Genomic DNA, 25,698 nt, shown 5'->3' with positions numbered 1-25,698 from the left:
CTCGTCGGCGAACCGGAATTGCAACGCCTGAAAGAAGTTCGACACAAGGCCCTAGCCGAGAAGCCGTCTGAGCGTCCCCTCGAAGATCTCCGGCATCGTCGGCTTGTCGAGCCAGGCCCTCGCCTGAAAGATTGGGTCGTCCACCCCGGCGCCCGAGTACACCACGAAAGGCACCTGCGCAGCGACCAGACGCTCTCCGAGGTCGGCGCACACGCCGTCGTTCAACCGAGGATCGACGATCGCGAGGTCGGGGGTGTTGGAGGCCAGCCAATCCAGCGCGTCCGCCCCGGTGTCGAACGTCGTCACGGCCGAGGCGCCGAAATCCTTCAACATCTGCTCCGTGTCGAGTGAGATGAGCGGCTCGTTTTCAAGGACGAGTACGTGGCCAAGGGTCGGAAACATTGACATACCCGATAGATACGACCGCCACTTCCGGGGTGCAAGTGACGGTTTGGAGACGAGCGACCAAGCGCCGGAAACCAATGCCTTTCATCGACGTTCTAGTATGCGACGCTACGAAAGGTGACACGTGTCCGAAGCCGAAAAATCAGACATCCACGGCGACCGTCCGGCCGCCTCGTCAAAGCAGGGCATGGCCGGCCACAAGGAATTGGCGACATTCGCTTTCCAAAGGACCCGAATGCCGATGGTCGTCTCGGACGCCCGCCAGGCCGACTACCCCATCATTCTCGCGAACGGCGCCTTCCTGGAGCTCACCGGCTACTCCGCCAGTGAGATCATCGGCAAGAACTGCCGCATGCTGCAGGGCGAGGACACGTCGAGAACGGCCGTAGCGGAAATCCGCGCTATCATCGCACAGGAGCGGGAGGGCACGGTCGAAATCCTGAACTATAAGAAGGATGGCTCCTCTTTCTGGAACCAGCTTCACCTCAGCCCGCTGCGAGACGACGACGGCCAGATGGCATACTACTTCGCCTCGCAGATCGACGTCACCGAACTGCGTAGGGTCCAAACGCTGGAGGAGTCGGAACATCGCCTTCTCCTCGAAGTCGACCACAGGACGAAAAACGTCTTGGCGATCGTCGACAGCATCGTGCGGCTTAGCCGGTCCGACAACGCCGCCGCATACGCGGCTTCCGTGCAGCAGCGCGTGCAGGCTCTTTCGCGCACCCACATGCTGCTTGCGGACAACGGATGGCAGGAGGCGTCGCTCCACGCCATCGTGAAACTCCAGGTCGGCGTCTTCGGCGACCGCAACGTGGAGATAGAGGGACCGCACCTCATGGTACCGGCCCCGTCCGTCCAACCGATCGGACTGGCCATACACGAGCTGGCCGCAAACGCGGCGGTTCACGGCGCGCTCGCCCGTCCCGAAGGACGGCTTGCGATTGGGTGGAGGAAGGTGGGCGACGGACTATCCCTCGAGTGGGCCGAGACCGGAGGAAATGGCAAGCGGTCGCCGGAAGGCAAGGGCTTCGGGACCGTTCTGCTCGGCGCCGTTCTTGAGCGGCAGCTCGGTGGCACGATCTCGCGCGACTGGCGGAACGACGGTCTGCACTTGGTCGTCGACCTGCCATCTCTCGACCGCGTAGGCCGCAGTCTTAAGGAGAAACCCTGAACGGCAAAAGCGCGCCGTTTGCCCATCTTGAGTTGCCGCCCGCTTCACTATCTCGAGTCCAAACCCTCGACATCAAGGCACGAAATGGAAGACCTAGCGACCCTCGTTTTCGGCGAAGCCGACATCGAAATTTCGCCGCCGGAAGGCTCGCCGAGCGGCCATTTGATTTAGTTGTGGGCGTCCCGCGGTTATGGACGAAGACTGTTACGGGATTTGCGAGGAATGCCTTTCTGCCTGATTCGAAACATCACGGAACTGAATCAGTGTTCACGATTTGATTCGGCACACCAGGGAGAGTCTCGCGTCATGAACAATTCCCAGATCCAGGTTCCGATCCGCCCCCTCCATGTCGAAATCGAAGGCGTCGCCCGTTATCGGCAGGCTCACACCGTCGACGATCTCGCCCGCCTGCTGCTCAGCACGAGCTGGCCGTCGATGGGTAAGCGGTCGTCAGAATTCCATCAAGCGCTGGCAACGGTGCTCGATGCGATGGAACTCTACCGTGACCCGGAGGACGCTCGCGCGGCCTTCGTGCACGCCGCCCACGCCGCAGATATGCACGTCCTTCCGGACGACATGGCGGAAATGAAGATGGCGAGCTGACAAGCCCGATGTCAGCCGAAGGGCTATCTCGGGGACATGGAGCGCGCGATGCTCAAGTCCTTCGACGAATGGGGGCAGCCGCGCATGTTCAGAAGGCAACCGCCGTTCGTCGCGTTAGACTGGATGCACCACCAGCGGATCGGCGCTCCGGGGATATCGACGATATGGAACACGGCGCGCTGGGGCGTCGAGAGGCCGACGACCCCGCTCCGAGGAGAGGGCGAGGCCAAGGTCGTCGAACTGTTCGGGCGAAATTCGAAAAGCTAAGTACGCACCAAGCCGCGCCGGAGTTCGGCGGCGAACCATTCCGCGTACTCGGTCGTCCTCGCCATGTGCCTGTTCAAGTCCGGCGCGCCATCCGTCCACCACACCGGCCCGCGCTCGCCCAGTGCGACCTTCGCGGCGTCGACGGCCTTCCGAGCCGCCCGGAGCCGCTCCTCATTCCCGTCGGCTTCCTTTACCGCACCGCGGGCAAGCATCAGTTCCGACACGAGGCGCTTTCGCTCCTCTTGCGCGAGGTGAGAATTCCTCTTCCTCCAGAGTCGTCCGCGAACGACGATGTAACGGCCGTCCGGCGTCGTAAGCACGCTGCCGCTAATCTCCAACGAAGCCCTCCTGGTCCAATACGACGGGCTTCCTCGTCAAGAGATCGTCAATCGCCACGGGGCGAAGGCCCTGCGCGTCGACGCCGACGTCGAACTGGCGGGGAAGAGGTTTCAGCCGTCCGTGGGAGTGGCCATGGAGATTGATGGACTTCTTGCCCATCTGGTTCCAGGTTCGGAAAGCGTAGTGGCACAGGATTAGGTGGTATCCGTCCTGCCGGAGCTCTGCATAGTGCTGCACGCTCTCCCATCCCGGAGAGCCGGTGGTGGTCGCCGAGTCGTTGTTGCCGACGATCAGGTGCTTGCGGCCATTCAGCCTGGTCAGCAGCTCCGTGCAATCGCCGGCTCTTGCCGACATGAAGTCTCCCAGATGCCAGACCTCATCTTCAGGACGCACGGTCTCGTTCCAGTTCCGGACGAGCGCGACATCATGTTCGAGCGTGTTGGGGAATGGTCTTCGATCGAGGCGGAGGACGCGCGGATCGCCGAAATGGGTATCGCCGGTGAAATAGATCATCTGCGGTATTTGGCGCTTTGCGCTCGAACGTCCACGGCAGGCCGCTCCCCGAAGCCGAGTTGCTATACGACTTCGAGAGGAAGCAGGGGTGGTGCGGGGAGGTCGACGGTTATCAAATCGCCGGGTGCGACGACGCCGCCCCTGATCACGACGATCATCACGCCGGTTTTCCTAACGGTTTCCCCCGTCGGAGTCTTGTCTAGAACCGCCTTCAGGAGGCCCGATTGAAACTTTTCGATCTAGGAGCAGGGATTGCGAAGTCCGGTGACTTGCAGTTCGACGTCGGCTTCCAACCTCAGGACGGTGCCACGAGGAAGCGCCAGAAGATCGACGCCGCGCGTCGTCACGTTCTCGCCGAGGTCGGCCGGGGCGACATCGAAACCCTTGTCGGCAAGCTCGTCCAGCAGCTCCGGTTGGATCAGATGGACCTGTCTGAGATTTGGCTGGCTCGGGTCGGCTCGTACTCGAGAACGGTGCTTGACCGTCACGCCCAGATGCGCGTCGCCCTCGACGCCGACCCGTCAGGATTCGGATTTTCCTTCACTGACCTCTTCGAGAACCGGTGCCGGTCGTCGGTTGCGACTGCGATAACTGTCCGCCTTCCGTAGGAGCCTCCGCGCGTATCATCGACGCGTCTCCATAGCGTCAAGCGCTCGCAAGAAGATATGAAAACCAGTTGCGGGCGACGAACGAGCGCCCAAACCTCGCCAGACGGAGCGATAGCCTGATCGGAAAGAATGACGGCTCTATCGGAACGAGACGGCCGGGCCGCCACTGGAAGAGAAGGGCGTCCGCCCTTAGGTCAGGGTGAAACCTTTTGCCGAACCACTGCAGGTTTTCGAGCACGCCGTCGAGCGGATGTCCGGACGGTATGCCTTCGCCGCGCCAGAGGCCGACCATTTCGGCTGGGAGCACGGGCGGCAGACCGTCGAACCAGGCGATCCTCGTCGATTGCTGATCGTCGGTCATCCTTACTCCAGATGAAAAAGGGGTTGAGGCGATACCGGACAGGTGGGGCGCTCGACTGCCGTTTCGTTGGCCGCAGGGAGAAACCGGAAAAATCGCGGCGTTCACCATCCCTGTCGCGTCCGGTTGACACGGCCCGCGTTCGGAAAAAGGAATGCCGATCAAACGAGATGGTTCCGATTGTCTCTTCCACTAACGAGGAACAAGCAGGGAGTTGCCGAGGTTACCTGTTATCCAACAGGGAGATTTAACGATGGGAATTGACAAACCACAGGACGGTGCTCCGGGCACCACCGACCAGTCGCCACGCTGGGAAGGTCCGCAGGAGAACACGCCGCGCGGCTACATGCCTGCAAAAGATGATCCCGACAGAACGAAGGACGCCAACGGCGAAACCAACGCCGACCCGCAGGTCAAGAAGATCTCAGACGGCCTGAAGCAGAAGGGCGAATGACATGTCAGACGTCGAAAAAGATGCCAAGGGCCAGTATGCCAGGTCGGTCGGGAACCGCAAATCAACGGGCGTCCATAGTGCGAAGCCGACCGTGATCACCGGCTCGGAGGACGCAACCGAACATAAGACGCCTCCGGGGAAGAAGCCCGTCAAGGACTGGGATATCAACTTCGATCCCACCGATGAGAACGAAGGCCGGATGCGGTAGTTGCGTCAGTGTCGAAGCCGCGTTTCAGCGCGCGGCTTCGACAGTAGTTGTTCGCCTAGCGGTTGCCCGGCAACACCTGGCTCTGCCGTACGTCGTCGATCGACTGGCTCTGCGACAGCCGATCATCGGCAGTGCGACCGCCTTCCGACACGTCCCGTTGATGACCCGTCGGAATCACGTCGTCTACGACGTCGTTCGGCAGATCTTCGGCGAGATCATATCCCCGCACGCGCGGAGACGTCGCCTGCGTGCTTCTGGTGTAGCGACCGACGCCCGCGGCGCTGCCGGCAGCCGCGTCCGCCTGGAAGACGTCTTCCTTCGACGCCGCGGACTGCTGCCCGCCGGCGGTCCAGCCTTCTTCCCGCCAAAGATCCGCCCGTTCGTCGAGGTCGATCGATCCTTCGTCGTCGAGGATGTCGTGCGCAGTGTCGTAGTTGCTCTCGTTAACGGAAACCGAGATGAGGAAGCCGCCGCGGCGAAGGCCCTCGGCATAGACGTCTCGATCCTCGTCAGGGAAGAACCAGTCTCCCAGTCGCGACCAGAATCCCGAGCCTTCTGCTGCGACTGCGGAACCTTCGCCATCGGCTTCATAGCCGGGCATGAGGCGAACGTCGGCGACGCCTGCCGACTTCAGCTTGTCGATGGCCGTCTCGGCGTCGCTTCTGCTGTCGAAGAATGCGGTCAACGTGCTCTTGGCGGGTCCGCCCGCAAAGTGGGGCGCGCCGTCGTTGTACAGGCTTGTCATTGAGTGCTCCTCCATCGTTGGTGGGGAGCGAACGAGTGTAACAGCCGAATGTTCCGTCAACGCCCCACGGTCGAGACACGGAAAGCGCGTCCAGCACAGATCGCCATCCGGATGGCACATTCAAGTCGCGATTCGAAGGTTGTCCTTGTTTCGCCGGGACTGAAGGAGGTCAAGCGTAGCCTCACGACGCGCGCGCTAAACGGTGCGGGAACACCAAGCCGACGGGTTTCATTCCAGACCATTTGCGTTCGAGGAGGTAGATATCGCCCGGCAACTCGATCCCCATACTAATAGGTGGCGGGTGTGCGACCGTCTGGGTTGTAATGAATCAGCATGAGGCCTCCTTTTGTGGAGAAAGGCCGTCCTACACGGCCTTTCGATAGTGAATGGATGTGAAGTCGTCATTGGCTCTGGATTGTGGCCACAGCCTTGCGGATCACGTCGATGACTACTTCGGGCTGGGAGAGCATAGGCACGTGGCTGCTTTCCACTTCGGTGATTGTCGCGTTCATGCGCTTGGAAACCCAGCGCTGGAGATCTGGATGCACTGTGTGATCCTGTGTGGCGAGCACGTACCAGCTCGGCTTAGACCTCCACGCAACTTGACCCGCGCTGAGCTTCTGCTGATGAAAGAGATCGGCGACAGGAGCATAGTGTGTCGCCCATACAAGCTTCTGATCGGCTTCAGAGAGATCTCCGGCAAAGAACTCGGTACTTTGCCCGGAGTCTCTCTGGCCGACGAACTTGCGTGTTGATCCTACTGCCGGGACAGGAGAAGTTTTGTGCCGAAGCCGATGAACACGGTCGCTACACCGACATCAATCTTTCGTTTTGCCCTGAGATAGCCGGCGGCCACCGCAGGATGAGTAATCAGGCTGATCAGGCAGGTGTAGTAGATGGCCGAGATCATCATCATCTCGGTAATTGCCGCCGCGCCGTAATAGAACGGCGTGCCCGCTGGCATTGTCGCGGCGAAAAGCGACGCGACGAAAAGCGCTGTTTTCGGATTGGCAAGGTTGGTCGCGAGACCCATGCGATAAGCTGTGGCTAATGATATTTCGACGCGCGTCGACGAAATGTCCGCATCGACGCCGTGTGTTTTCCGTAGGTCGAGGAAGAGTTTCAGCCCGAGCCAAACAAGATAGAGCCCGCCTGCGATTTTCAGGGCCAGATAGGCGAACGGGGCGGCCTGAAATAGCACGTTGATGCCCAACCATCCGGCCAGGCCCCAAATGAACGTCCCGGTGACCGTGCCGAAAGCCGCGGTGACCGCAACCTTGCGCGTTGATGTCAGGCAATAGCGGATGGACAGCAGCGTGTTTGGTCCAGGCGTCATGGAGGCAATGGCCCAGATTGCCGCAACTGAAAGGAAAAACATGCGGTCCTCGAGTTCGCTTGTGGCAGTGTGCGCCTTGGTTGAGTCACAGGTAAGACAATTTAATGCGGCAGCTTCTGTTTTTGATTAATCCTACCTGCCCGGTCCCGCGAGCATCAGACGAGCCAAGTCACAAAATTGTCCTTGGGGATATTTGGCAAGGTAGGCTTCGATCATCGCGGCGTTCCCATCACTACGTACCGTTTCCCAGAAGGCAACTTCGACCGCCAGCTCTTCCGTCGAAGGCTTGCCGTTTTCAAGGCGAGCCTGCGCCAGATCGACAAACTTTCCGTTCGGATATCGCGTCAAATACTGTCGGTACTCATTGGGGTCATTGCTTTCCCGTACAGAGTCCCAGTAAGCGATCTCGACCTGCTGCATATCGTCCGGGGTTCGATAATCGGTTGATATCGGTTCGGCATGCTCTGCCCAAGTGCCTTTGTCGTTCCCCTCATCGAGATGCGGGAGGCGGGGCTCGGGTCCATCGATGAGCGGGTCTGCCTCTTGGTCGAACTGCACCCGGAACACCCTCAGCGGTCTTGCGATGTTTTTGAATGTCTGCTCACCAAGATCTTCGAACGTCGCATCGACCCGGTCCAGGAGATGATCTCTGACACCGCGGGTGACGCAGATGCCGCCGACATCCGCCATGCCTTCCAACCGAGCCGCGATATTGACGCCATCGCCAAAGATATCCCCGTTTTTGACTAGAACGTCGCCGACGTTGATGCCAATACGAAAATTCATCCGCTCTTCGTCAGGTAGAGCCTGGTTGGCGCGCCAGATGGATTGCTGCATCGCAACGGCGGCATTGAACGCGAGCAAGATCGACGGGAATTCAGCAAGAACGCTGTCACCAGCCGTCCCGAAAATTTCCCCTTTTGCCCGTTCGATGATGCCGTCGACGATCGTGCGATGCGATGTCAGAGTTGCCAGAGTCCGCTCCTCGTTTACATGCATGAGCCGGGAATAGCCCTCCACGTCGGCAGCAAGGATGGCGGCAAGCTTTCGATCAAGAGGAGGAGCTTCCATGCGCATGTCCAAAGTGGCCTCTGCGCAGAGAAAGGCCGGCGAGAGCTTTTGTTCCCTTCGCCTCAGCGATACTGATACCATACCTTCGATGCCTAGCCGAAAACACCATCGGCCAGGGTCGTCGTCGTTACGGGCGCCGCGACCGGATAAGGATACGCGCTGGCGAAGCAATTCTTGCGCGGCAGGCAAAGGTCGTCCTCGCGGCCTCGTCCGTGGTGTCGAAGAAATCGCTAGGTTGGAAGATCCCAGCATTGTTGATGAGGATGTCTACATGAGGCAACTTCGCCACGAGCGTTGCGCATCCATCGGCGGTGGCGAGGGCGGCGCCACTGCCGTGACGCCGCCCCCGGCGCCATCGCTTTCAGTCGTTCGACAGCCTTAGCGGTCTGTTCTTCGGATCTGCCGCTGACGACGACTTCCGCGCCTGGGCGCGCGTGGGACGGCCGCGCTCCTTTATCGGCAAGGACGGCTGCGGCATCTGCGAGGAGTATCTCGCGCCGCAGCTCATGGAACTTCTTGATTCGATGCCCGTTTTTCGTGGACCGAAACCCATCAGGAGGCAGACATGGCAACCACATCGAGAGGCCGCGCTCAGGATCGTGCGAAAGTCGCTGGCCGACAGGATCACGAAGTCCGTTACGAGGCGAAGAAGGAAAGCGTGTCGAAGGACACGGTGAAGAAGGCCGTGAAGAGCGCCGGAAACTCACGCAAGAAGGTCGAAACGGAAATCAGCCGGCACTAGGCGTGAAGCTGGCGACGTACAACGTAAACGGCGTGAACGGCCGGCTCGAAATCCTCCTCCGATGGCTGGAGGAGAGCGGGCCGGACGTCGTTTGCCTGCAGGAACTCAAGGCGCCGCAGGACAGGTTTCCGGTGAAGGCCGTCGAGGCTGCGGGCTTTGGTGCCGTGTGGTAGGGTCAGAAGTCCTGGAATGGCGTCGCCATCCTGGCGAAAGGGCAGGAGCCTCAACTTACGAGGAAGGGGCTGCCCGGCGAGCCGGAGGACGAGCACAGTCGATACATCGAGGCCATCGTCGACGGCGTCGTTATCGGCGGCCTGTATCTTCCGAACGGCAATCCGTATCCGGGCCCAAAGTTCGACTACAAGCTCCGCTGGTTCAAGCGGCTTCACGACTATGCGGGAGAACTGCTTAAGCTTGATCGGCCAGTCGTGCTTGCGGGCGACTTCAACGTCATGCCGACCGAGATGGACGTCTACAAGCCCGAGCGCTGGACGAACGACGCGCTGTTCCGCGTCGAGGTTCGGGAAGCGTTCAAGAACCTCGTGGATCAAGGCTGGACCGACGCGTTGCGCACGCTTCATCCCGATAAGCGGATCTACACCTTCTGGGACTACTTCCGAAATGCATACGCTCGCGACGCCGGCCTGAGGATCGACCACTTCCTTCTGAGCTCTGACGCGGCCAAGCGTCTGTCGAAGGCGGAAGTCGACAAGCATGTCCGGGGGTGGGAACACACGAGCGACCACGCACCCGTCTGGATCGAGTTGAAGGAGGGGACGATAGGCAAGAGACAAAGTGATGAGTGAAGACGCGTGGAAAACACAGCTCCGTCTAATGCTGGAAGACTTAATCGACACCTTCGTCGTCATCGGCGTGAAAGCAGTCGGAGTTCTTCGGCCCAATCGTCGAATAACTCGGCATGGTTCGGGCCGCGTTCGACGTCGATATTCCGTTCCGGCTGACCAGAACACTGTGCGCGTGATCGATGAGCCAGCGAACGACTGGCGGTCCCAATAGTTCACGACGATGTCCTGGAAGCGCGATCTTACCCTAGACAATATGAGACAGTCCACCTATTGGTCTGATCAGTCCAATTTCTGGCGCGGTATGTCGATGATCGACTGGATGCTCTCGGAGCGACAGCAAAGGATTCTCGCCGCGCTTTTTCTACATCCCGACCGCTTGTACGGGACAAACGAACTAGTATCGGGAACCGGTACCGGTCATCGGGACATCGCAGCGTTCGAGCGATCAGGGGCCGTGGTGAAGAGCACCCGCGGCAATCAGGTTCTCTATTCAATCAACCCCGGCAATCCTATCTACGGCGAGGCGACGTCGTCGCCCGCGAGCTTGAACCATTTCGCGACCGGATTGAGATGGCCTTCGTCTTCGGGTCGGTTGCGGTCGGCAACGATCGGCCGGACAGCGACGTCGATCTGATGATCGTCGCGGATATCGACGTGTTCGATCTCGGCGAGGCAGTGCAGCGTCTCGAGAAGGCTCTGGGCAGGACGATCGACCTGAACATTCATACTCCAGAGGAATGGGCGCGCCTGGCGGATGATCGCGTCGTCAGGTCCCGTCGCAAAAGGCCCGAAGATCATTCTGATGGGCCGTTGTCCATAAGGCGTCCGTCTGAAAGGCCCCCTACGAAGGTTCCTCGGCGGCTGATGATTTTTAATCTGCCCGTTGACTCTTCAAATTTTGTTCGTATTTTGTTCACCATGATCGGGTTCCTTCGAATATCGCGAATACGTTGAACGGCAGGCCGCTCCGAGGCGGCCCAGGCATCGTTTTGGTATTCGAGGATGTTCATGATGAGCCATTCGCACATCGAAATGCCCGCGGCGTTGTATGCCGCCTATACAGAAGCCTCCACCCAACATTTCTACCCCAAGGGAACGGTCCGTTGCTCTGGCGATCCCATGTTCCGCTCGCAGCTCGCCCGTAACCTGGCCTGCCTCCTCGACGTCGATCGGCAGGTCGTCGCGTGGCTCTGCCTCCCCGTCGAACTAAAGGCCGAAATCGGTCCGCATGTTCCCGACTTCATGATCGACTACGAAGACGGCACCAGGGTGTTCATGGACGCCGTCGAGGAGGGGGGTAGCCCGGATGTCACAGAGGCTGCTGCGATCGCCGGCATCCGTCACCGTTACATGTCCCGCCAACAAATTGAAGCAGGCTTCCGTCTCCAAAACGCTCGCGATCTTCTTCGCTACGCGAGCTACCGTACTCCACTCAACGACAGGATCAGGCTCCTAACCGCCCTGGACGAGGGCGGTTCGCTGACTATCGGCGAATGCCTGCATGTCTTCAGGGAAGCTCAGCCGATGACCGCGATCGCTTGGATGATCCTGAACAGGATGATCGATGCCGACCTCGACCAGACGATGCTCGGGCCAGAGACGGTCCTGCGCCGCTACCAGCGCTGAGGGCGATCCATCATGAACACGCTGAAGAGATATCGCGCTCCCGTCGAGGAGACCGTGGAACGCGTCGCCTATGCCCAGGCCATCCACCTCACGTTGGAGCGCATCCTGCCGCTACCGAGCCTCCGGCCGCCCGTATTCATCTTTCGCCTTCCGAAGGGGGCGAAGGAGGATGAGTACATCTCGGCCGCGGCATTGCTCATGCTCGGTCTTGCCGAGGACGAGCGATTGAACGTCTATGGGCCGTTCCGGAATCGCCGGGGCCGGGTCGACTTCGACAGCGTCGTCGACGCCATTGCAGATAAGGCCAGTCTAGTCCTTGTCGGACGTGACGCCCCGCTGCCGCCGACCTTGGTGGTCGCGAGCGACGGGGTGTTCGATCTGCCTTCGCTCGGCGCCGAGCACCTGCAGGTCGCAGCGCAGGACGTGCTGGGTCTCACGCTTTCGCTCGAAGAAGCTGAGAGGCTCCTGGCTCTTCCACGCGATCTCGTCTTCGCCGCAATGAGACCTGGTCGATCGTTCGAAGAAATCGTTCAGCGGGTTGGGGCGGCGACGACGCGGCCGAGTCGGAAGGAACCCGTTCTGGAAGACCTGGGTGGATATGGTGATGCGAAGCGTTGGGGCCTCGAGCTTGTCGAGGACATCCGCGCCTGGGGAGCAGGACACCTGCCATGGGATGATTTGGAAACTGGTCTGCTATTGAGCGGACCACCCGGAACCGGCAAGACGCTATATGCCGCCGCGCTTGCGCGTTCGTGTGGAATGCACTTCGTGGCAACGTCCGTCGCCAAGTGGCAGTCCACCGGACATCTCGGAGATCTCCTAGGGGCCATGCGGAACTCGTTCAAGGAAGCGGTTGATCAGTCTCCCTCCCTTCTGTTCATCGATGAGTTCGACAGTATCGGCGATAGGTCACGGTTCGCTCATCGTGACACCAATTACAGCACGCAAGTGGTGAACGGCTTGCTTGAAGCGATCGACGGCAGCGAGAGCAGGGAAGGCGTCGTCATCGTGGCGGCCACAAACTTCCCCGACACTGTCGATCCCGCATTCAAGAGGCCGGGTAGACTCGGGCGACACATCCGCATCCCACCCCCAGATTTTGAGGGGCGAAAGGACATCGCGAAGACGTATTTCGGCACCCTGTCGGAGGTCGACGCGGTAGCCATCGCCGGGGCGACGACGGGAATGACCGGAGCTGATTTCTTTGGAATTGCGAAAGACGTCCGCCGCAAGGCGAGGAAGGCCGGAAGCCCGATCGACGCCAAAGTGGTCCTTTCGTGTCTTCCTCCGGCCGTTCCATTGGTCGGTCCCGAGCGTCGCGTAGTCTGCGTTCACGAGGCGGGGCATGCCATCGTCGGCCTCGCCGTCGGATATGGTTCCTTGCAAACTGTCGTTGTTGCCGACGAGATGCGAGATCAAACTGGGGCGGCCGGGGGCGCAATCTTTGAAACAAGGAGGAGGCTGGTCAGGTCCCGACAGTTCTACCTCGATGAAATCTGCCTGCGCCTCGCAGGAATCGCCGCGGAACGTGTTCTCCTCCATACGACAACAGACGGCGCGGGAGGAAGCGATGAAGCTGATCTCGCGGCGGCGTCCGATACCGCCACGTTGATGGTCGTTCAATACGGCATGGGCGAGACTCTCTGCTATTTGCGCGCGTCGACCGCCCTCGAACGGGATCGCCTGCGGCGGTCACGGCCGGAGGTCGCCAACGAGGTCAGTAGCATCCTTGCCCAGCAGCACGCTCGAGCCTGCGCGATCGTTCGGGAGAACGCCGCCCTCATCGAGGAGCTGGCTGCAAGGCTCGACCAGCATGGAATCGTCGAAGGCATCGAGGTCGAGGAGATCATGAAGCCGTCGGACGATCGGCGGAGGGGCGACGCACATGAAGGGTAACTGGAAGCTCGTCGTGCGAACCCACAAGGCATCCCGATTTCCTGAGGGCCGCGTCCTGGTAGAGAAAGCGATACTCGAAGCTGCCCACCTCCCGTGGAAGCTACGTGAGGCTCGTCGACGTCTTTTCATCCTGACGAATGGCGCCTCACAGGGGCAGCCTGCTCTCATCGAGACGGAAGGCGGATTCGTGTGTTTGATTTCTCTGGACGACCTCATCGACATCGTCATGGATCCCCCGCCAACCCTATCTGAAATCATGCTGGAGGCTCGAGCTCATGGCAAGGAGTAGGCATCGCTCGAGGTCGAATTCGCCGTCGCGGAATGCCGACCTAGAAGTTGTATTTGGAAAAAATGGCTGCGCGGGTTGTACGCTCGAATCCCACCTCGATGCCTTATAGCATAGCCGTTTCGAGTGATTTCAATTTCTACCAGAACGCGATATCGTCGTCGGCATCTTTTACTCTGGCAACCTTCAGGTGGGTACCATGTCCGCCCAGCAAACGGCAGTAAGTGCTAGCGCATGTGTTGCACTAACTACACAATTCTCCGAAAACGAGCGTGAATCTGAAAAAAGCAAACACTACCTATCGATGTATCGCGCCGAGATCTGCTATCAAGCGCTCGAGCCGATGATTGGCCTCGCTCTCTGAGCTTTCTCGATGACGTCGGTAATTTGCCCGTGTGCGACAAGCACAGGCGAAATCAATTATAGCGATATGGCTTTCCACCTGATTGAAACCTTTGCATTTTCAATGAGACGCTTTTTGAAAAGCGGCATGAAACGGAGCGGCCGGACTGCCGTCGCCGTTCTGATGGCTATTGCTTGTGCCAATCCGTCTCTTTCGCAATCTCCTGTCCCGGCCGATAAGACACCGGAGCAGGTGCAGGAAGCGGTTCAACCGGCGACAGCCATCAAGTCTCAGAAATTCGACGACTGGTATTATCGCTGCACTGGCGCTGCAGGCGCCGAGGCGTGCGAAGTCGCGCAGGTTGCGCAAGTCGCCAAAGACGGTAAGAGCGTCAATGTGCTGACGCTGGCGATATCAACTGCGCCGACCAATTCTCAGAGCAAGGGCAAGTCGCGGCTGATGCTGACCGCCCTTCTGCCGCTCAACGTCTTCCTGCCTTCCGGCCTGTCGATCAAGGCCGACGGCAAGCCGGTAGCCAAGCTCGATTACCGCAACTGCAACGAGGCCGGATGCTGGGCGCAGCAGGCACTGGATACGAAGACGGCCGCGGCGCTGAAGAAAGGCACGGCCGCCGAAGGGCTGGTGCGGCTGATGAACGGCCAGGACGTCAATATCCGCTTTTCGCTGAAAGGGCTGAAGCCGGCCCTCGATGAACTTCAGTCCACTACGAAGTAGCCGAATTTCACATGACGTTAGAAATTCGACACTTCCTGGCCGCTGGCATCCTGATGATGGGTGTCGCCTCCGCCTACGCGCAGTCACCCACGGATGATTTCACTCGTCGCCAGGAGGCGCAGTCGCAGGCCCAGCGGCTGGATGCCCTTCGCCGCGCGACGCCGGGTGGCGGCGCGGATGCGCAAAACGGGCCTCTGGCCGCAAGCGAGGGGAATGGGGCCTGTTTCGACATCACGCACGTCGAGATCGACGGTGCAACCCTGCTGTCGCCCGAGGAGCTCGGCAAGGTGACGACGCCTTACGGCAACCGCTGCGTCGGCCTTGCCGAGATCAACGCGGTCCTCAAGGATATCACGCACCTCTATATCGATCATGGTTATGTGACCTCGCGGGTCTACGTGCCGCAGCAGGATATCCGCGAGACAAGGGTCCTCCGTCTGCTCGTCGTCGAAGGCACGCTTTCGGACATCTATCTCAACGGGCAAAAAGTTGCCGGCAGCGCTTCGCTGGCGACAGCCTTTCCCGGCCTGATCGGCCGCGTCGTCAATATCCGCGACATCGAGCAGGGGCTCGACCAGATGAACCGGCTGCAGGCCAACGACGCCAAATCGTCCATGCTGCCGGGTCCAAAGGATGGAACGTCCATCCTGAACATCGAAAACCGTCAGGGCAGGCCCTGGCATGTGTCCCTCGGCAATAACAATCTGGGGCAGGAGAGCACCGGCTTTTCCAGATCTTCGGCTTCGCTCGGTTTCGATGATCTGCTCGATATCAACGATCAGTGGAATTTCTCCTACGAACATAGCGGTCCCGATTATCCCTGGAGCAATGATGGCAGGGGATTTGGCAACGGCTATTCCGGTAGCGTCAGCGTCCCCTACGGTTATTCCACCGTTTCGCTGAACGGCTCCTGGTACCAGTATGAAAGTGCCGTCGAAGGAAACTTCAGCACGCTCGAAACCTCCGGCAATTCGGGGCAGGCGGGTCTCGGCATCGATCGCGTCGTCTTCCGCGACAAGGATTCGATCACCACCGTCCGCAGCGGCCTGACCTACAAGCAGACCAACAACTTCCTGCTCGGCAATCTGATCGAGGTCGGCAGCCGCCGCTATACGGTCGGCGACATCGGCATTTCCCATTCCCGCAGCATGTTCGGCGGCGTCTGGATGTTCGACGCCAGCTACGACAAGGGGCTGGGCCTGTTCGATGCGGTGGAACCGGGGGAACCCGGCGCAGGCAACGCCGACCCGCGATTTTCGAAGTTCAATGCCACGATCAGCGTGACGCAGCCATTTCAGGCAGCCGGCCGGCAGTTCGAGCTGACCTCGCTCATCAGCGGTCAATATTCCCCCGACAATCTTCTCGGGGCCGAGCAGATCTCGCTCGGCAGCTACAGCAATGTCCGCGGCACGCGCGAAAGCGTGCTCTTCGGCAATAACGGCATGTTCAGCCACAACGAGATCGTCTGGAGAACCGGCTCCAACCAAAGCGGCGGCGCGGCGGCGAAGGCGTTCGGCGAACTGCGCCCCTATCTCGGCTTCGATTACGGCCATGTCTATGCGCAAAAACGCTTCGACATGACAGGCGGTGATCTCGCCAGTTGGACGGTCGGCACTCGAATCGTTGGCGGCAATCTCAGCGCCGATCTCGGCTACTCCGACATCATTACAAGCAGCGTCGACGGTGTCGACGGCGGGCTCTTTTATTTCAGTGCATCCGCCCATTGGTAGTGAAGCAAGAAGTGAAGATGCCCCTCTCCATCAGGATGGTTGGGAGTAATGGCTAGCATGATTGCTGCACCGCGATAAATGACGATGTTTTCTTCGGATTGCATTTACCTCAAGTGCAGGCGGAAGTTGACCGCGACCAATGGCTGTGGTCTCGGTCCTGCTGAAAAATTACAACTGAGGCGGGATTTATCCGCCGTGCAGACTTTAGGGCGCGGAAGACAGTGATGAACGAAGAGCGGTTTGGGCGGACGGCGGCAATAAGGGGAGTCGCCGGCGCAAATGGAAGAGCTGGTCTCAAGCCGGCACGGCTTTTCAGGCAATCGCTGGCGCTCCTGCTCAGCAGTTTGCTCGTGCTGCAGCCGATGCTTGCCAATGCCCAGTCGGTCTCGGCAAGCACCACTGCGCCCGCAGCCAACCAGCCGGGCGTCGGCACCGCGCCGAACGGCGTGCCGCTCATCGACATCGTCACGCCGAACAGCAAGGGACTGTCGCATAACAAATACGACAGTTTCAACGTCGGCACGCCGGGCCTCATCCTCAACAACTTCAAGGGCGAGATCGGCACCTCCAATCTTGGCGGCGTCACGCCGGGCAATCCCAATCTCAACACGTCGGGGCCGGCATCGGTCATCCTCAACGAAGTCACCAGCGCCAACCGCTCGGCATTGAACGGCGCGATCGAGGTGTTCGGCGGGAAAGCCGACGTCATCATCGCCAACCCGAACGGCATCACCTGCGACGGCTGCGGCTTCATCAACACGCCGCATGCGACGCTGACGACAGGCGTTCCCGATATCGGCGTGGACGGCGCGCTGAAGGGGTTCACGGTCAACGGCGGCGATGTCACGATCGGACCGAATGGCGGCAACTTCGCTGCCGGACCTGGTGCGGTGGACCTTTTCGATATCGTTTCGCGCGCAGTCACCGTCAACGGCCCGGTTTACGGCAAGGACCTTCGCGTCACGGCCGGCCGCAATCAGTTCGATTATGCGACCGGCAACGCCACGCCGCTTGCCGCGACGTCCGGCACGCCGGAATATGCGATCGACGGTTCCGCACTCGGCGCCATGCAGGCCGACCGTATCAAGGTGGTCGTGACCGAAAAGGGCGCCGGCGTGCGCATGCGCGGCGACATGGCCGCGAATGCTGGCGAGCTGTCTCTGTCTGCCGACGGCAAGATCTCGCTCGGCAACGTCTCCGGCCAGCAGGGCGTTTCGATCTCCTCGAAGGCGAAGGTGACGGCCGCCAAAGTCACGTCGAAGGCAAAGGCCGCCATTACCGCAGATCAAGGCATCACCCTCGATACGGTCGCCGCCGATGGCGACATCGTGCTGTCGAGCGGCAGCGGCCTGTTGAGTGTCGGCGGCGAGGTCAACAGCGCCGCCAGCGTGCTGATGTCGTCTTCGGCCGGCATTGCTGCCGGCAGCGTCATGGCCGGGGATACGCTCGCCCTGTACGCCACCTCGGGCGACATCCAGATTGCCAGTGCGGCAAAGAGCAGCGATGCGCTGGCGATCACCGCGACATCAGGCTCGATCGCCGCGGCCTCGCTTGTCAGCGGCAACAATCTTACTCTATCCGCCGGCGCCGACATCGCTATATCGGGTGATGTCCTGGCTGAGGGCAACGTCACGGCTTCAGGCGGTTCGATCGCGGCCGGTAGCGTTGTCTCCGGCCTCGATGCGGCTGCGACGAATGCTGCGGCAAACGGCAGCACCGTTCTCGGCAGCGTTGGCGACATCCGGCTCGTTGCCGGCAGCGGCGCGATCGCTGTCGACGGGCTCCTGTCGGCCGGCGACACGTCGGTCACGGCGGCCGCCCTGACGGCCGACTCGGTCACCGCGCACGGCACCGTTGCCATCGACGCCGCCACGGATGTCAGCGGCCAGATTCTCAGCGCCGGCAACGTGTCGATCACCGGTGGCGCGATTTCGGCCGAGGCGATCGTTTCAGGTCTCGACTTTGCCGCTACCGCCGTTTCGCCGGGCGGCGCTGCCGTCGTCGGCCCGTCGGGGGATCTCACGCTGGATGCGGGCAACAGCGGCAGCGTCGATGTCGACACGCTCATTGCCGCAGGCGCTCTTCTCGTCGATGCCGGCCGCTTCCAGGCGGACAATGTCAGCGGCCATGGAAGCGTTTCCATCAACGCGGAGACGTCGATTGCCGGCCAGCTCCTTGCCGCCGGCGACGTTTCGATCACGGGTCCGGCGATACGAGCTGGAGGCATCGCCTCAGGCGTCGATTTCGCCGCCACCCAATCGGCCAATGGCACGTTGGTGCTGCAGCAGGCGGGGGGCATGATCCTTACCGCGACCAGTGGTTCGATCACCGTCGACGCCGCGCTGATGAGCAGTGGCAACCTTTCGGCCGATGCGAGCCAGAATATCGCCTATAACAAGCTTCAGACCCTCAGCAGCGCCAATCTCGCCGCCTCCGGCCAGATCAGCTACGGCAATCCCACCCGCGCCGCCGGGGACCTGACGCTCACCACCACCAACATCGACCTCTCCAACGGCGGGGCCAGCAACATCGCCGCGGGCGGCACACTGACCCTCAATGCCGATAGCGCCAACCTTAGCAACAACAGCATCACCCTCGGGGGCCTCGCCCTCAATCTGACCGGCGCGGCCGATCTCAGCGGCACTCGGATCAACGCCGTCACCAATGCCGGCGGTTCGGGCGATATTGCCATCGATGCCACCGGTCTTGCCACGACGGCCGGCACCGCGCTGCTCGCCGCCAACGACTTGACACTGACGCTGCCGTCGCTGACCAATGCCGGGCTATTGGCGGCCGGCAACGACCTGACGCTCAATGTTTCCGGCAATCTTACCAACAGCGCCACGGGCCTCGCCTATGCCGGCCACGACGCCAGCCTCTTCGTCGGCGGCGTGCTCACCAACAACCAGGGCGGCATCATAGCTGGCCACGATCTTGAGATTGCCGGGACGCCATCAGGGCAGAGAAACGGGGCGGTCACCAATGTTTCCGGGCTGATCCAGGCTGGAAACGACATGTCCATCCTGACCAGCAATCTGACCAACCAGCGCGCCGCCACGCCGCAATGGACGACCGGGACGCTGGTTTCGTCAGGTGTCGTCAGCGGCTTCACGCTGAATCCCGTCGCCGCCGGCCTGCCGTTCGGTTATCTCGAGACCGCAGACCAGAACATGTTCCAGCTCTATGCCGGCGTCGATCCGGGGTTGTGGCAGGACTATCAGCCGCTGCTCTGGTCGAAGGCGACGCTTGCCGACGGCACCACCTACCGCGCGTGGACCTGGATCTCGGCCGATGGACCGGAGAAGGTCACGCCGATCATCGACTGGATCAGGGATCGAGTCACCAAGGACGCAAACGGCAACCCCATCTACGACGCCAACAATCCGTCGCGGTATTTCATCGTCGATGAGGTGAATTTCAGCGGCTCGGACGAAAGCACCACCTACACTTGGGATTGGTCGTCCCACCTCAGCCAGTCAGTCTACGAAGACCGGTTGGTCGGCACGCTCAGCCCCGAAGCGACGATCCGGGCGAGCCGCAACCTCAACATCGACGCCACGAATCTGACCAATGCCTACAGCTCGATCGAGGCCGGCGGCAACGCGACGCTGAAGGGCTCGACGCTGACCAACACCGGCGTCACGCTGTTCCGGACGACGACGACGACCTGCCAGGCGCAGGGCACTTGCACAGCCTATGACGCCAATGGCAATGCCACTCCCTCGAAGAACATCGCCAACGGCACGACGATCGTCAGCTCCGTCCAGGCGATCGGCGGCGTATCGGCCAACATCAAGGCGGGTGGTGCCCTCTCGGTCGATTTCGGCAGCGTCGCCAACACCTCCGCGGCCGGTTCGATGGCCGGCGGCGCCAGCGTGGCGGCAGCAGGCAATCCCGGCGACCCGCTTTCGGCGCTCTCCGGCCTGACCGCCGGCGGCGCGCTGTTCACCGTCAACGCCGGGCTCGGCGGCGGCAACCCGCTTTCCGGCCTCGGCGACATTGCCGAACGTATTCGCCTCGACGGCAAAGCCCTTGAGGCCGCCGCCAAACCGCAATCGGGCGGCGTCGACGGGAACATACCCCACCAGATATTCCTGTTCGAAACCCGCGGCGACTTCCTCGACGTCAGCAAGTTCTACGGCTCCGGCTATTTCATGAACCGCATCGGCTACGTGCCGGAGACGACGGTTCCGTTCCTGGGAGACGCCTATTTCGAGAACCAGCTAATCGACACGCAGTTGCGGCAGCTTGTCGGCGAGGGATTGGGACGCAGCACCTTCATCGCCGGCAGTGATGCGATCGCGCAGATGAAGACGCTGCTCGACGACGGTGTCGCTTATGCCAAGAAACACGGTCTGGCTGTCGGCCAAGGTCTCACGCCTGAGCAGGCGGCGGCGCTGACCACGTCGATTGTCCTCTATCAGTGGCAGACCGTCAACGGCGTCCAGGTGTTGGCACCCGTCGTTTATGTCGCCGCTGCCGACCGGCAGAAGCTTTCCGGCGCCGGCGCGGCCATGGCGGGCGGCTCGGTCAATATGAATGTCGGCAATCTCGACAATGCCGGCCTGATCGCATCCGCCGGCGGCCTTACCGTCTCCGGCAGCTCCATCCAGGGTAGCGGCACGTTCCTGTCGCGCGGCGACACGACGCTCAATGCCACCAACGGCATCACGCTGGCGGCTCAGACGATGACGATCGGCGGCCAGAACGTCGTCAACACCAATGCAGGCGTGGCGGCAGGCGGCGCTCTACAACTTGCCGGCGGCAGTGGCGATCTGGCGCTCATGGGCGTCAAGGTCAATGCCACAGGCGACGCCACGCTCTCCGGCAAAAACGTGACGTTGGCTGCCGCCAAGGTCGAAAACGCAGGCCAGCAGAATGCCACCGGTAGCCAGGTTGCCAGCGGCAAGGCCCTGACGATCAAGGCAACCGACAACGTCAACGTCATCGGCAGCTCCGCCAAGGCGGGCACGACGCTCGAGGTGACCGCCGACAAGGGTTCGGTGGCCGTGGTGTCGACCGATGTCGCCCGCAACAACCAATCCGGCTACACCAGGACCCTCTCCACCGACCAGCAGCAATCGCAGCTTTCCGCCGGCACGAATGCGACGATCAAATCAGGCGACGACATCCTGCTCTCCGGCTCCTCCGTCAAGGCTGATGGAAATGTCGCGCTGACCGCCGGCGGCGATATCAACATCACGGCCGCCCAGGAGCAGTCCGCATCCACCTTCGGCAAGAAGTCCTCCTCGTCGATCACCCATGTCGGCTCGGATATATCCGCCGGCGGCGACCTCTCGGTCACCGCAGGCAACGGCAGCGGCGACCACGACCTCAACATCGTCGGCAGCCAGCTTGCCGCCGACGGCAAGGTCGCTCTCAAGGCCGACGGCGACGTGACGATCGCCGAAGCCACCGACACCGCGACCCTCGACACCAAGCTTAGCACCAAGGGCGGATTCCTCGGCACGAGCGAGAAGACGACCACTCATCTGGAAACGACGACAGCCGTCGGCTCCGCCATATCAGGCGGTGGCGGTGTCGACATCACGTCGGGCAAGGACACGGTCATCTCCGCCTCGAAGATCACATCCGGCAATGAGACCAGCGCCGCAGACCTGAACATCACCAGCGCCGGCGACCTCGTCATCGCCTCAGGCAAGGACACCAGCGCCAAGGACGACGAGGGTTCGCGCCGCGGCTTCCTGTCCAAGGGATCGTCAAACTACAAGAGCTATGACGAGACGACGGTTGCTTCGGAGCTCGGGGCATCCGGTAATATCAATCTGGATGCCGGCGGCGCGGCGGTGATCGCTGGCTCACAAGCGTATGCGGATGGTTCGATTTCCGTCAAGGGCGACAGCGTGTCGGTCATCGGTGCGGCCGAGCAGCACGAGCTTGAGGTCACGCGCAAGAAATCCGGCCTCTTCGTCGGCTCCGGTGACAGCTTCATATCTCTCTGGGGCAAGGAGCAGAAGAGCGGTAAGCAGGCCTCCGAGCTCAACGTGGCCTCGGTGCTGTCTGCCGGAACGGATGTTGCACTCAAGTCGCGCGACACCGACATCAACATCCTCGGCTCGCAGGTCTCTGCGGATCTTAACATCACGCTCGACGCCGCCCGCGACGTCAACATAACGCCAGGCGCCGAAAGCGTGTCGTCCGAGGAAAAGGAAAAACGCTCCGGCTTTGGCATTTCCTTCGGCTCGAGCAGCGGCGGCTTCTCCGTTGGTATCGGCCTGTCGTCGGTTTCTGACGCGACGAAGCAAGGCTCGCAGACCAACGCGATGGCCACGCTTTCTGCCGGCAACGACCTGACGATCACTGCCGGCCGCGACGCCAACCTGCAGGCCGCCAACGTCTCGGCCGAGCGCGATGTTGGGATCACTGCTGAACGCGACGTCAATCTGTTCTCGGCGCAAGATCAGACAAACTACGAACACCTGCATGAAGAGTTCTTCGCGGGTATCAGCCTGTCGGTCTCAACCTCCCTGGTGAGCGCGGCTGACAGCGTGAGCGTTGCGGCGCAGAAGCTTGCAAATATCTCTGATGGGTATTCCGCAGCTAACGCCGCCTTTGCCTCGCTCAAGGCGTATGATGCGCTCGACAAAATTGCAAAGGGTGGCAACGTCGGGTCGGCGTCGCTCACGGTAGGCTTCACTTATCAGAAGGAAAAGGAGGCGGCGCAAACCTCTGTTCCGGTCCTGACAGACATACGCGGAGGGCGGTCTGTGACGATCGAGGCGGTCTCCGGGGATCTCACGAGTCATGGAGCACAAATCGCTGCAGGTTACGATGCTGACGGCAATGTCGTCATCTCTGATAATGACAACGCGGGTGATATTACGCTGAAGGCCGGCAAGGATATCATCCTCGAAAGCGCACAGGCGACTGATAGCTCGTCGACGAGCAGCGCGTCAGGGGGCGCAAGCTTCGGCGTTTCCGCCGGCATCGGCATCAATGGTGTTAGTGGGGGACTGACGGGTGGCGCCGATGCATCGGTTGGCAAGTCCAACGCCAATGGAACCACTCAGGTCAATACTCACGTCAACGGCACTGGTGACATCATCCTTGAATCAGGAAACGATACCCGTCTCGCGGGCGCGGTGGTTTCCGGTGACACGGTAACTGCCAATGTTGGCGGCGATCTAACCATCCTCTCCGTTCCCGACACCGGGGCAAGCTCCAACCACTCTGCCTCCGGTGGCTTCAGCTTGGGCGGAGGCCAACTCCTTTCCGGCGTGCAGATCGGCGGCGGCAGCGGCTCCGGCGAAACGAACTGGATCACCGAGCAGTCTGGCCTCGTTTCCACTGGCGCGATGGACGTCACGGTCGCCGGCAATACCCATCTGGGTGCCGGCAAGATCGTCTCCGAATCCGGCGACCTCATCCTCGATACCGGCACGCTGACCTATGACAACTTCGATGGCCGGATGAACTATGAAGGCTTCAGTGTCGACCTCGGCATCGATCTTTCCAGTGGCAAGGACGAGAACGGCAATTCCACCACCAACCACACGCTGGAGGGCTCCTACCAACTTGACGATACTCGCCAGACGGTTCGCGCCACGGTCGGCTCAGGTGACATTGTAATTCGCGATCAGGAACAGCAGGACTCGCTCGAACATGACGGTACATCCTCGCGTCCTCTTGATGAACTCAACCGCGATCCCGACAAAGCTTACGAGATCACAAAAGATAAGCATGTGGATCTCGATTTTTATATATCCAGCAACAGCTTGCAGGCCGTCGGGAACGGGATCAAGGAGGCGATCGAGCCAGGTGGCTTCATCGACAAGTACCTCCTGGACAAGGAACTGACTCCGGAAGAAGTTGCAAACATCAAGTCAGGCCTGGATGCGCTGGCGAATGGAGGATCTCTCGGAGGCTGCACCCAGCAACAGGGATTCAATCTGTTCGACCTGATTGTGACCCCGGCATATGCGGGCGATTTTTCCACAGATTGCACTATTCGTCAGCGGGACGGTCAACTCATTCATCTTGGCATCAAGTCTTATCAGGACTGCCAGGATGCCATCTACGCTTATCTGAATACGATGGACGCTGAAAAGCGTTCGGATATTCTAAGAAATGCCGGCTTTGCCTTCGTCGTCGACCACCCCCTCGACGTGGAAAGCTGGGTGAAGGGCGACTGGCTCCTTGATGCGATCAAAAAACTCGATGGTGACGACCCGGATGGCGCGAATGCCGAGGCTTATGCCGAGGGCCAGAATGCGGCCGCACTGGTCGGCGAACAGCTAATCGGCGAGCGCTCGAAGATCTGGCAGGACACCTCGATTTCCTGGAGCGTCAGGATCGATCGGTTGGAGGCCACAGGGCTTGACATCAATGCGATCATTGCAATCGCGATGCTGGGTGGCGCTGCAGGAAAAGGACCCGTTTACAAGACCAACAGTGAGGCAAAAATTGCGGCTAATGCACTCGGATTTGTAAAGATTAACGACACAACACATGGCGGGCAGCCCGTGTTTAAAAAAGGGAACCTATATATTACACGAGACTTGGATGGCCATAACGGGGGCGCTTGGAAGATGGCAACGTCTATCAAGAATCTCGGCAGCAAAGCCACCCGACTTGGGACTTACGACACGAATCTAAACCGCATAGGTGATTGAAATGATCTCAAACGGCGTCGACGCTCAAAACTGGACGGAGAGAGGAAAAACTATTCGCGATTTAATAAAAGAGCTGCAGTCTTTCGAGGATCCAGAACTACTCGCGGAAATATCTATTGACGGAGGCAAAACCACCCGTCCCATCAGTTTCGTTGGGAAGGAAAATGGGAAATGTCTAATTGTCTATACGAAATGATCGAGCAGCCTACCCTTCTTGTCGCGACGTCGTGCGACTTCGTCCGGATGAACCCTTTTGGCAAGGTCATCGGCAGTTATGTTGATCCGGTTGCCGGTGAGAGAAACCGACGACAAAAGGAATCATTCTATGGCTTCAAGAGAGTGCAAATTGTATCGTCGAGGCCACGACCCTGTCAGAAAAAGCTGAATTACGCGTCCGGGTTTTGCTGGCTGTACAGCAGTCACTCCTAGGAAGCGTTAGCCCTAATTTACGAGCGGTAACGTGCTCTTGGAGCAGTTCAGATATTCAAGTACGCGCGATATTTGACTTGGCTATAAGTGAAATCGACAAGGAAAACATGGGTGAGGTTGAGACAGAGATCATATCTCATTTTCCTGACCGGGTCGTGGCTGTAAGCTGCACAAGAGTGGATGCCCCTGCAATAATTAGTGCCAATCAAAACGAGGTATTTGTCTTTAAGCGGCGCGAAGGTTAGGGGCCCCACGCCCGAACAGGCCGCAGCGCTTGCCAGCCGATCGGAACTTAAAGATGAGGCCAAAACCGTTTTGCCGCATGCGTCGTCTTACATCGCCACCGTGCTCTGTTTTCTGGGGGTCCAGAACGTCCGTCTCATCAGCGCCG

20 protein-coding genes and 5 pseudogenes are annotated in these 25,698 nt (G+C 60.4%); 14 read left to right on the top strand and 11 right to left on the bottom strand.

The features are described 5' to 3' along the window. Nucleotides 1-51 precede the first annotated feature (51 nt). Nucleotides 52-402, bottom strand: a complete 351-nt coding sequence (locus tag HJB82_RS23550) for a response regulator (RefSeq protein ID WP_221141650.1) — start codon at nucleotides 400-402, stop codon at nucleotides 52-54. Between the two features lie 127 nt (nucleotides 403-529). Between HJB82_RS23550 and HJB82_RS23545 the strand changes: the two genes are divergently transcribed. From HJB82_RS23545 to HJB82_RS23535, 3 genes are all read left to right on the top strand, one after another. Next, a complete protein-coding gene (locus HJB82_RS23545) occupies nucleotides 530-1,579 on the top strand; it encodes a PAS domain-containing protein (RefSeq protein ID WP_221141648.1) in 1,050 nt (349 codons plus the stop codon). Between the two features lie 306 nt (nucleotides 1,580-1,885). Next, entirely contained in the window at nucleotides 1,886-2,182 is a 297-nt protein-coding gene (locus HJB82_RS23540) for a DUF982 domain-containing protein (RefSeq protein WP_221141646.1), read from the top strand. A 48-nt stretch (nucleotides 2,183-2,230) separates the two neighbouring features. Further along, entirely contained in the window at nucleotides 2,231-2,449 is a 219-nt protein-coding gene (locus tag HJB82_RS23535) for a hypothetical protein (RefSeq protein WP_221141644.1), read from the top strand. On the opposite strand, the gene HJB82_RS23530 is transcribed toward HJB82_RS23535, so the two are convergent. The 4 genes and pseudogenes from HJB82_RS23530 to HJB82_RS23515 all read right to left on the bottom strand — a co-directional run. Continuing rightward, on the bottom strand, nucleotides 2,446-2,787 hold the full coding sequence (locus HJB82_RS23530) for a hypothetical protein (protein WP_221141642.1): 342 nt from the start codon (nucleotides 2,785-2,787) through the stop codon (nucleotides 2,446-2,448). The genes HJB82_RS23535 and HJB82_RS23530 overlap by 4 nt on opposite strands. Beyond that, complete coding sequence (locus tag HJB82_RS23525; protein ID WP_221141640.1) at nucleotides 2,777-3,301, bottom strand: metallophosphoesterase family protein; 525 nt, start codon at nucleotides 3,299-3,301, stop codon at nucleotides 2,777-2,779. Before HJB82_RS23525 ends, HJB82_RS23530 begins: the two co-directional genes overlap by 11 nt. Nucleotides 3,302-3,540: 239 nt before the next feature. Continuing rightward, complete coding sequence (locus HJB82_RS32065) at nucleotides 3,541-3,789, bottom strand: MOSC domain-containing protein (RefSeq protein WP_405048978.1); 249 nt, start codon at nucleotides 3,787-3,789, stop codon at nucleotides 3,541-3,543. Between the two features lie 172 nt (nucleotides 3,790-3,961). Continuing rightward, nucleotides 3,962-4,270, bottom strand: a pseudogene (locus HJB82_RS23515) (GXWXG domain-containing protein); the annotation flags it as partial. 250 nt (nucleotides 4,271-4,520) lie between these two features. Between HJB82_RS23515 and HJB82_RS23510 the strand changes: the two are divergent. Together HJB82_RS23510 and HJB82_RS23505 are read left to right on the top strand one after the other, a co-directional pair. Next, nucleotides 4,521-4,721: a hypothetical protein gene (locus HJB82_RS23510; RefSeq protein ID WP_221115882.1), complete on the top strand. Its 201-nt coding sequence runs from the start codon at nucleotides 4,521-4,523 to the stop codon at nucleotides 4,719-4,721. A 1-nt stretch (nucleotide 4,722) separates the two neighbouring features. Beyond that, nucleotides 4,723-4,929 (top strand): hypothetical protein, encoded by a 207-nt coding sequence (locus HJB82_RS23505; protein WP_221141636.1) that lies wholly within the window; start codon nucleotides 4,723-4,725, stop codon nucleotides 4,927-4,929. A gap of 55 nt (nucleotides 4,930-4,984) precedes the next feature. Here HJB82_RS23505 and HJB82_RS23500 read toward each other — a convergent pair whose 3' ends face one another. From HJB82_RS23500 to HJB82_RS31935, 5 genes and pseudogenes are all read right to left on the bottom strand, one after another. After that, entirely contained in the window at nucleotides 4,985-5,674 is a 690-nt protein-coding gene (locus tag HJB82_RS23500) for a hypothetical protein (RefSeq protein WP_221141633.1), read from the bottom strand. A gap of 401 nt (nucleotides 5,675-6,075) precedes the next feature. Then, a pseudogene (locus tag HJB82_RS23495) lies at nucleotides 6,076-6,387 on the bottom strand (alpha/beta hydrolase); the annotation flags it as partial. Nucleotides 6,388-6,431: 44 nt separating this feature from the next. Further along, entirely contained in the window at nucleotides 6,432-7,052 is a 621-nt protein-coding gene (locus tag HJB82_RS23490) for a LysE family translocator (RefSeq protein WP_221141631.1), read from the bottom strand. 90 nt (nucleotides 7,053-7,142) lie between these two features. Next, nucleotides 7,143-8,081: an adenylate/guanylate cyclase domain-containing protein gene (locus HJB82_RS23485; RefSeq protein WP_221141629.1), complete on the bottom strand. Its 939-nt coding sequence runs from the start codon at nucleotides 8,079-8,081 to the stop codon at nucleotides 7,143-7,145. 205 nt (nucleotides 8,082-8,286) lie between these two features. Next, nucleotides 8,287-8,515: pseudogene (locus HJB82_RS31935) on the bottom strand (SDR family NAD(P)-dependent oxidoreductase); the annotation flags it as partial. A 131-nt stretch (nucleotides 8,516-8,646) separates the two neighbouring features. Here HJB82_RS31935 and HJB82_RS23480 point away from each other — a divergent pair. The 3 genes and pseudogenes from HJB82_RS23480 to HJB82_RS32060 form a co-directional block, all read left to right on the top strand. Then, on the top strand, nucleotides 8,647-8,823 hold the full coding sequence (locus HJB82_RS23480) for a DUF3606 domain-containing protein (protein WP_221141626.1): 177 nt from the start codon (nucleotides 8,647-8,649) through the stop codon (nucleotides 8,821-8,823). Between the two features lie 2 nt (nucleotides 8,824-8,825). After that, nucleotides 8,826-9,629: pseudogene (xth, locus tag HJB82_RS23475) on the top strand (exodeoxyribonuclease III). A gap of 570 nt (nucleotides 9,630-10,199) precedes the next feature. Continuing rightward, nucleotides 10,200-10,316 (top strand): annotated as a pseudogene (locus HJB82_RS32060) (nucleotidyltransferase domain-containing protein); the annotation flags it as partial. A gap of 107 nt (nucleotides 10,317-10,423) precedes the next feature. Here HJB82_RS32060 and HJB82_RS31720 read toward each other — a convergent pair. Beyond that, nucleotides 10,424-10,639 (bottom strand): hypothetical protein, encoded by a 216-nt coding sequence (locus tag HJB82_RS31720; protein WP_259669537.1) that lies wholly within the window; start codon nucleotides 10,637-10,639, stop codon nucleotides 10,424-10,426. Between the two features lies 1 nt (nucleotide 10,640). Between HJB82_RS31720 and HJB82_RS23465 the strand changes: the two genes are divergently transcribed. The 6 genes from HJB82_RS23465 to HJB82_RS23440 all read left to right on the top strand — a co-directional run bounded on the left by HJB82_RS23465 (nucleotide 10,641) and on the right by HJB82_RS23440 (nucleotide 24,878). Further along, nucleotides 10,641-11,255 (top strand): hypothetical protein, encoded by a 615-nt coding sequence (locus tag HJB82_RS23465; protein ID WP_259673996.1) that lies wholly within the window; start codon nucleotides 10,641-10,643, stop codon nucleotides 11,253-11,255. Nucleotides 11,256-11,267: 12 nt separating this feature from the next. Beyond that, nucleotides 11,268-13,151, top strand: a complete 1,884-nt coding sequence (locus HJB82_RS23460) for an AAA family ATPase (RefSeq protein WP_221141623.1) — start codon at nucleotides 11,268-11,270, stop codon at nucleotides 13,149-13,151. Continuing rightward, nucleotides 13,141-13,440, top strand: a complete 300-nt coding sequence (locus HJB82_RS23455; protein WP_221141621.1) for a hypothetical protein — start codon at nucleotides 13,141-13,143, stop codon at nucleotides 13,438-13,440. Before HJB82_RS23460 ends, HJB82_RS23455 begins: the two co-directional genes overlap by 11 nt. A gap of 463 nt (nucleotides 13,441-13,903) precedes the next feature. Then, on the top strand, nucleotides 13,904-14,515 hold the full coding sequence (locus HJB82_RS23450) for an invasion associated locus B family protein (RefSeq protein ID WP_221141619.1): 612 nt from the start codon (nucleotides 13,904-13,906) through the stop codon (nucleotides 14,513-14,515). A gap of 11 nt (nucleotides 14,516-14,526) precedes the next feature. Then, a complete protein-coding gene (locus tag HJB82_RS23445) occupies nucleotides 14,527-16,245 on the top strand; it encodes a ShlB/FhaC/HecB family hemolysin secretion/activation protein (RefSeq protein ID WP_221141617.1) in 1,719 nt (572 codons plus the stop codon). Between the two features lie 224 nt (nucleotides 16,246-16,469). Further along, the gene (locus HJB82_RS23440) at nucleotides 16,470-24,878 is read left to right on the top strand and encodes a hemagglutinin repeat-containing protein (protein ID WP_221141615.1); all 8,409 of its coding nucleotides are present in this window, start codon (nucleotides 16,470-16,472) and stop codon (nucleotides 24,876-24,878) included. Nucleotides 24,879-25,698 lie beyond the last annotated feature (820 nt).

It is taken from the genome of Rhizobium sp. NZLR10 (genome assembly GCF_019685125.1).
Lineage (GTDB): Bacteria > Pseudomonadota > Alphaproteobacteria > Rhizobiales > Rhizobiaceae > Rhizobium.
This window is presented reverse-complemented; position numbering and strand designations above follow the sequence as displayed.

Excerpts from the sequence above, each read along its gene's own strand:
- HJB82_RS23480 (WP_221141626.1), top strand. The coding sequence starts at position 8,647 with ATGGCAACCACATCGAGAGGCCGCGCTCAGGATCGTGCGAAAGTCGCT.
- HJB82_RS23500 (WP_221141633.1), bottom strand. The coding sequence starts at position 5,674 with ATGACAAGCCTGTACAACGACGGCGCGCCCCACTTTGCGGGCGGACCC.
- HJB82_RS31720 (WP_259669537.1), bottom strand. The coding sequence starts at position 10,639 with ATGAACATCCTCGAATACCAAAACGATGCCTGGGCCGCCTCGGAGCGG.
- HJB82_RS23525 (WP_221141640.1), bottom strand. The coding sequence starts at position 3,301 with ATGATCTATTTCACCGGCGATACCCATTTCGGCGATCCGCGCGTCCTC.
- HJB82_RS23505 (WP_221141636.1), top strand. The coding sequence starts at position 4,723 with ATGTCAGACGTCGAAAAAGATGCCAAGGGCCAGTATGCCAGGTCGGTC.
- HJB82_RS23535 (WP_221141644.1), top strand. The coding sequence starts at position 2,231 with ATGCTCAAGTCCTTCGACGAATGGGGGCAGCCGCGCATGTTCAGAAGG.
- HJB82_RS23510 (WP_221115882.1), top strand. The coding sequence starts at position 4,521 with ATGGGAATTGACAAACCACAGGACGGTGCTCCGGGCACCACCGACCAG.
- HJB82_RS23490 (WP_221141631.1), bottom strand. The coding sequence starts at position 7,052 with ATGTTTTTCCTTTCAGTTGCGGCAATCTGGGCCATTGCCTCCATGACG.
- HJB82_RS23440 (WP_221141615.1), top strand. The coding sequence starts at position 16,470 with ATGAACGAAGAGCGGTTTGGGCGGACGGCGGCAATAAGGGGAGTCGCC.
- HJB82_RS23450 (WP_221141619.1), top strand. The coding sequence starts at position 13,904 with ATGAGACGCTTTTTGAAAAGCGGCATGAAACGGAGCGGCCGGACTGCC.
- HJB82_RS23485 (WP_221141629.1), bottom strand. The coding sequence starts at position 8,081 with ATGGAAGCTCCTCCTCTTGATCGAAAGCTTGCCGCCATCCTTGCTGCC.
- HJB82_RS23455 (WP_221141621.1), top strand. The coding sequence starts at position 13,141 with ATGAAGGGTAACTGGAAGCTCGTCGTGCGAACCCACAAGGCATCCCGA.
- HJB82_RS23550 (WP_221141650.1), bottom strand. The coding sequence starts at position 402 with ATGTTTCCGACCCTTGGCCACGTACTCGTCCTTGAAAACGAGCCGCTC.
- HJB82_RS23460 (WP_221141623.1), top strand. The coding sequence starts at position 11,268 with ATGAACACGCTGAAGAGATATCGCGCTCCCGTCGAGGAGACCGTGGAA.
- HJB82_RS23445 (WP_221141617.1), top strand. The coding sequence starts at position 14,527 with ATGACGTTAGAAATTCGACACTTCCTGGCCGCTGGCATCCTGATGATG.
- HJB82_RS23465 (WP_259673996.1), top strand. The coding sequence starts at position 10,641 with ATGAGCCATTCGCACATCGAAATGCCCGCGGCGTTGTATGCCGCCTAT.
- HJB82_RS23540 (WP_221141646.1), top strand. The coding sequence starts at position 1,886 with ATGAACAATTCCCAGATCCAGGTTCCGATCCGCCCCCTCCATGTCGAA.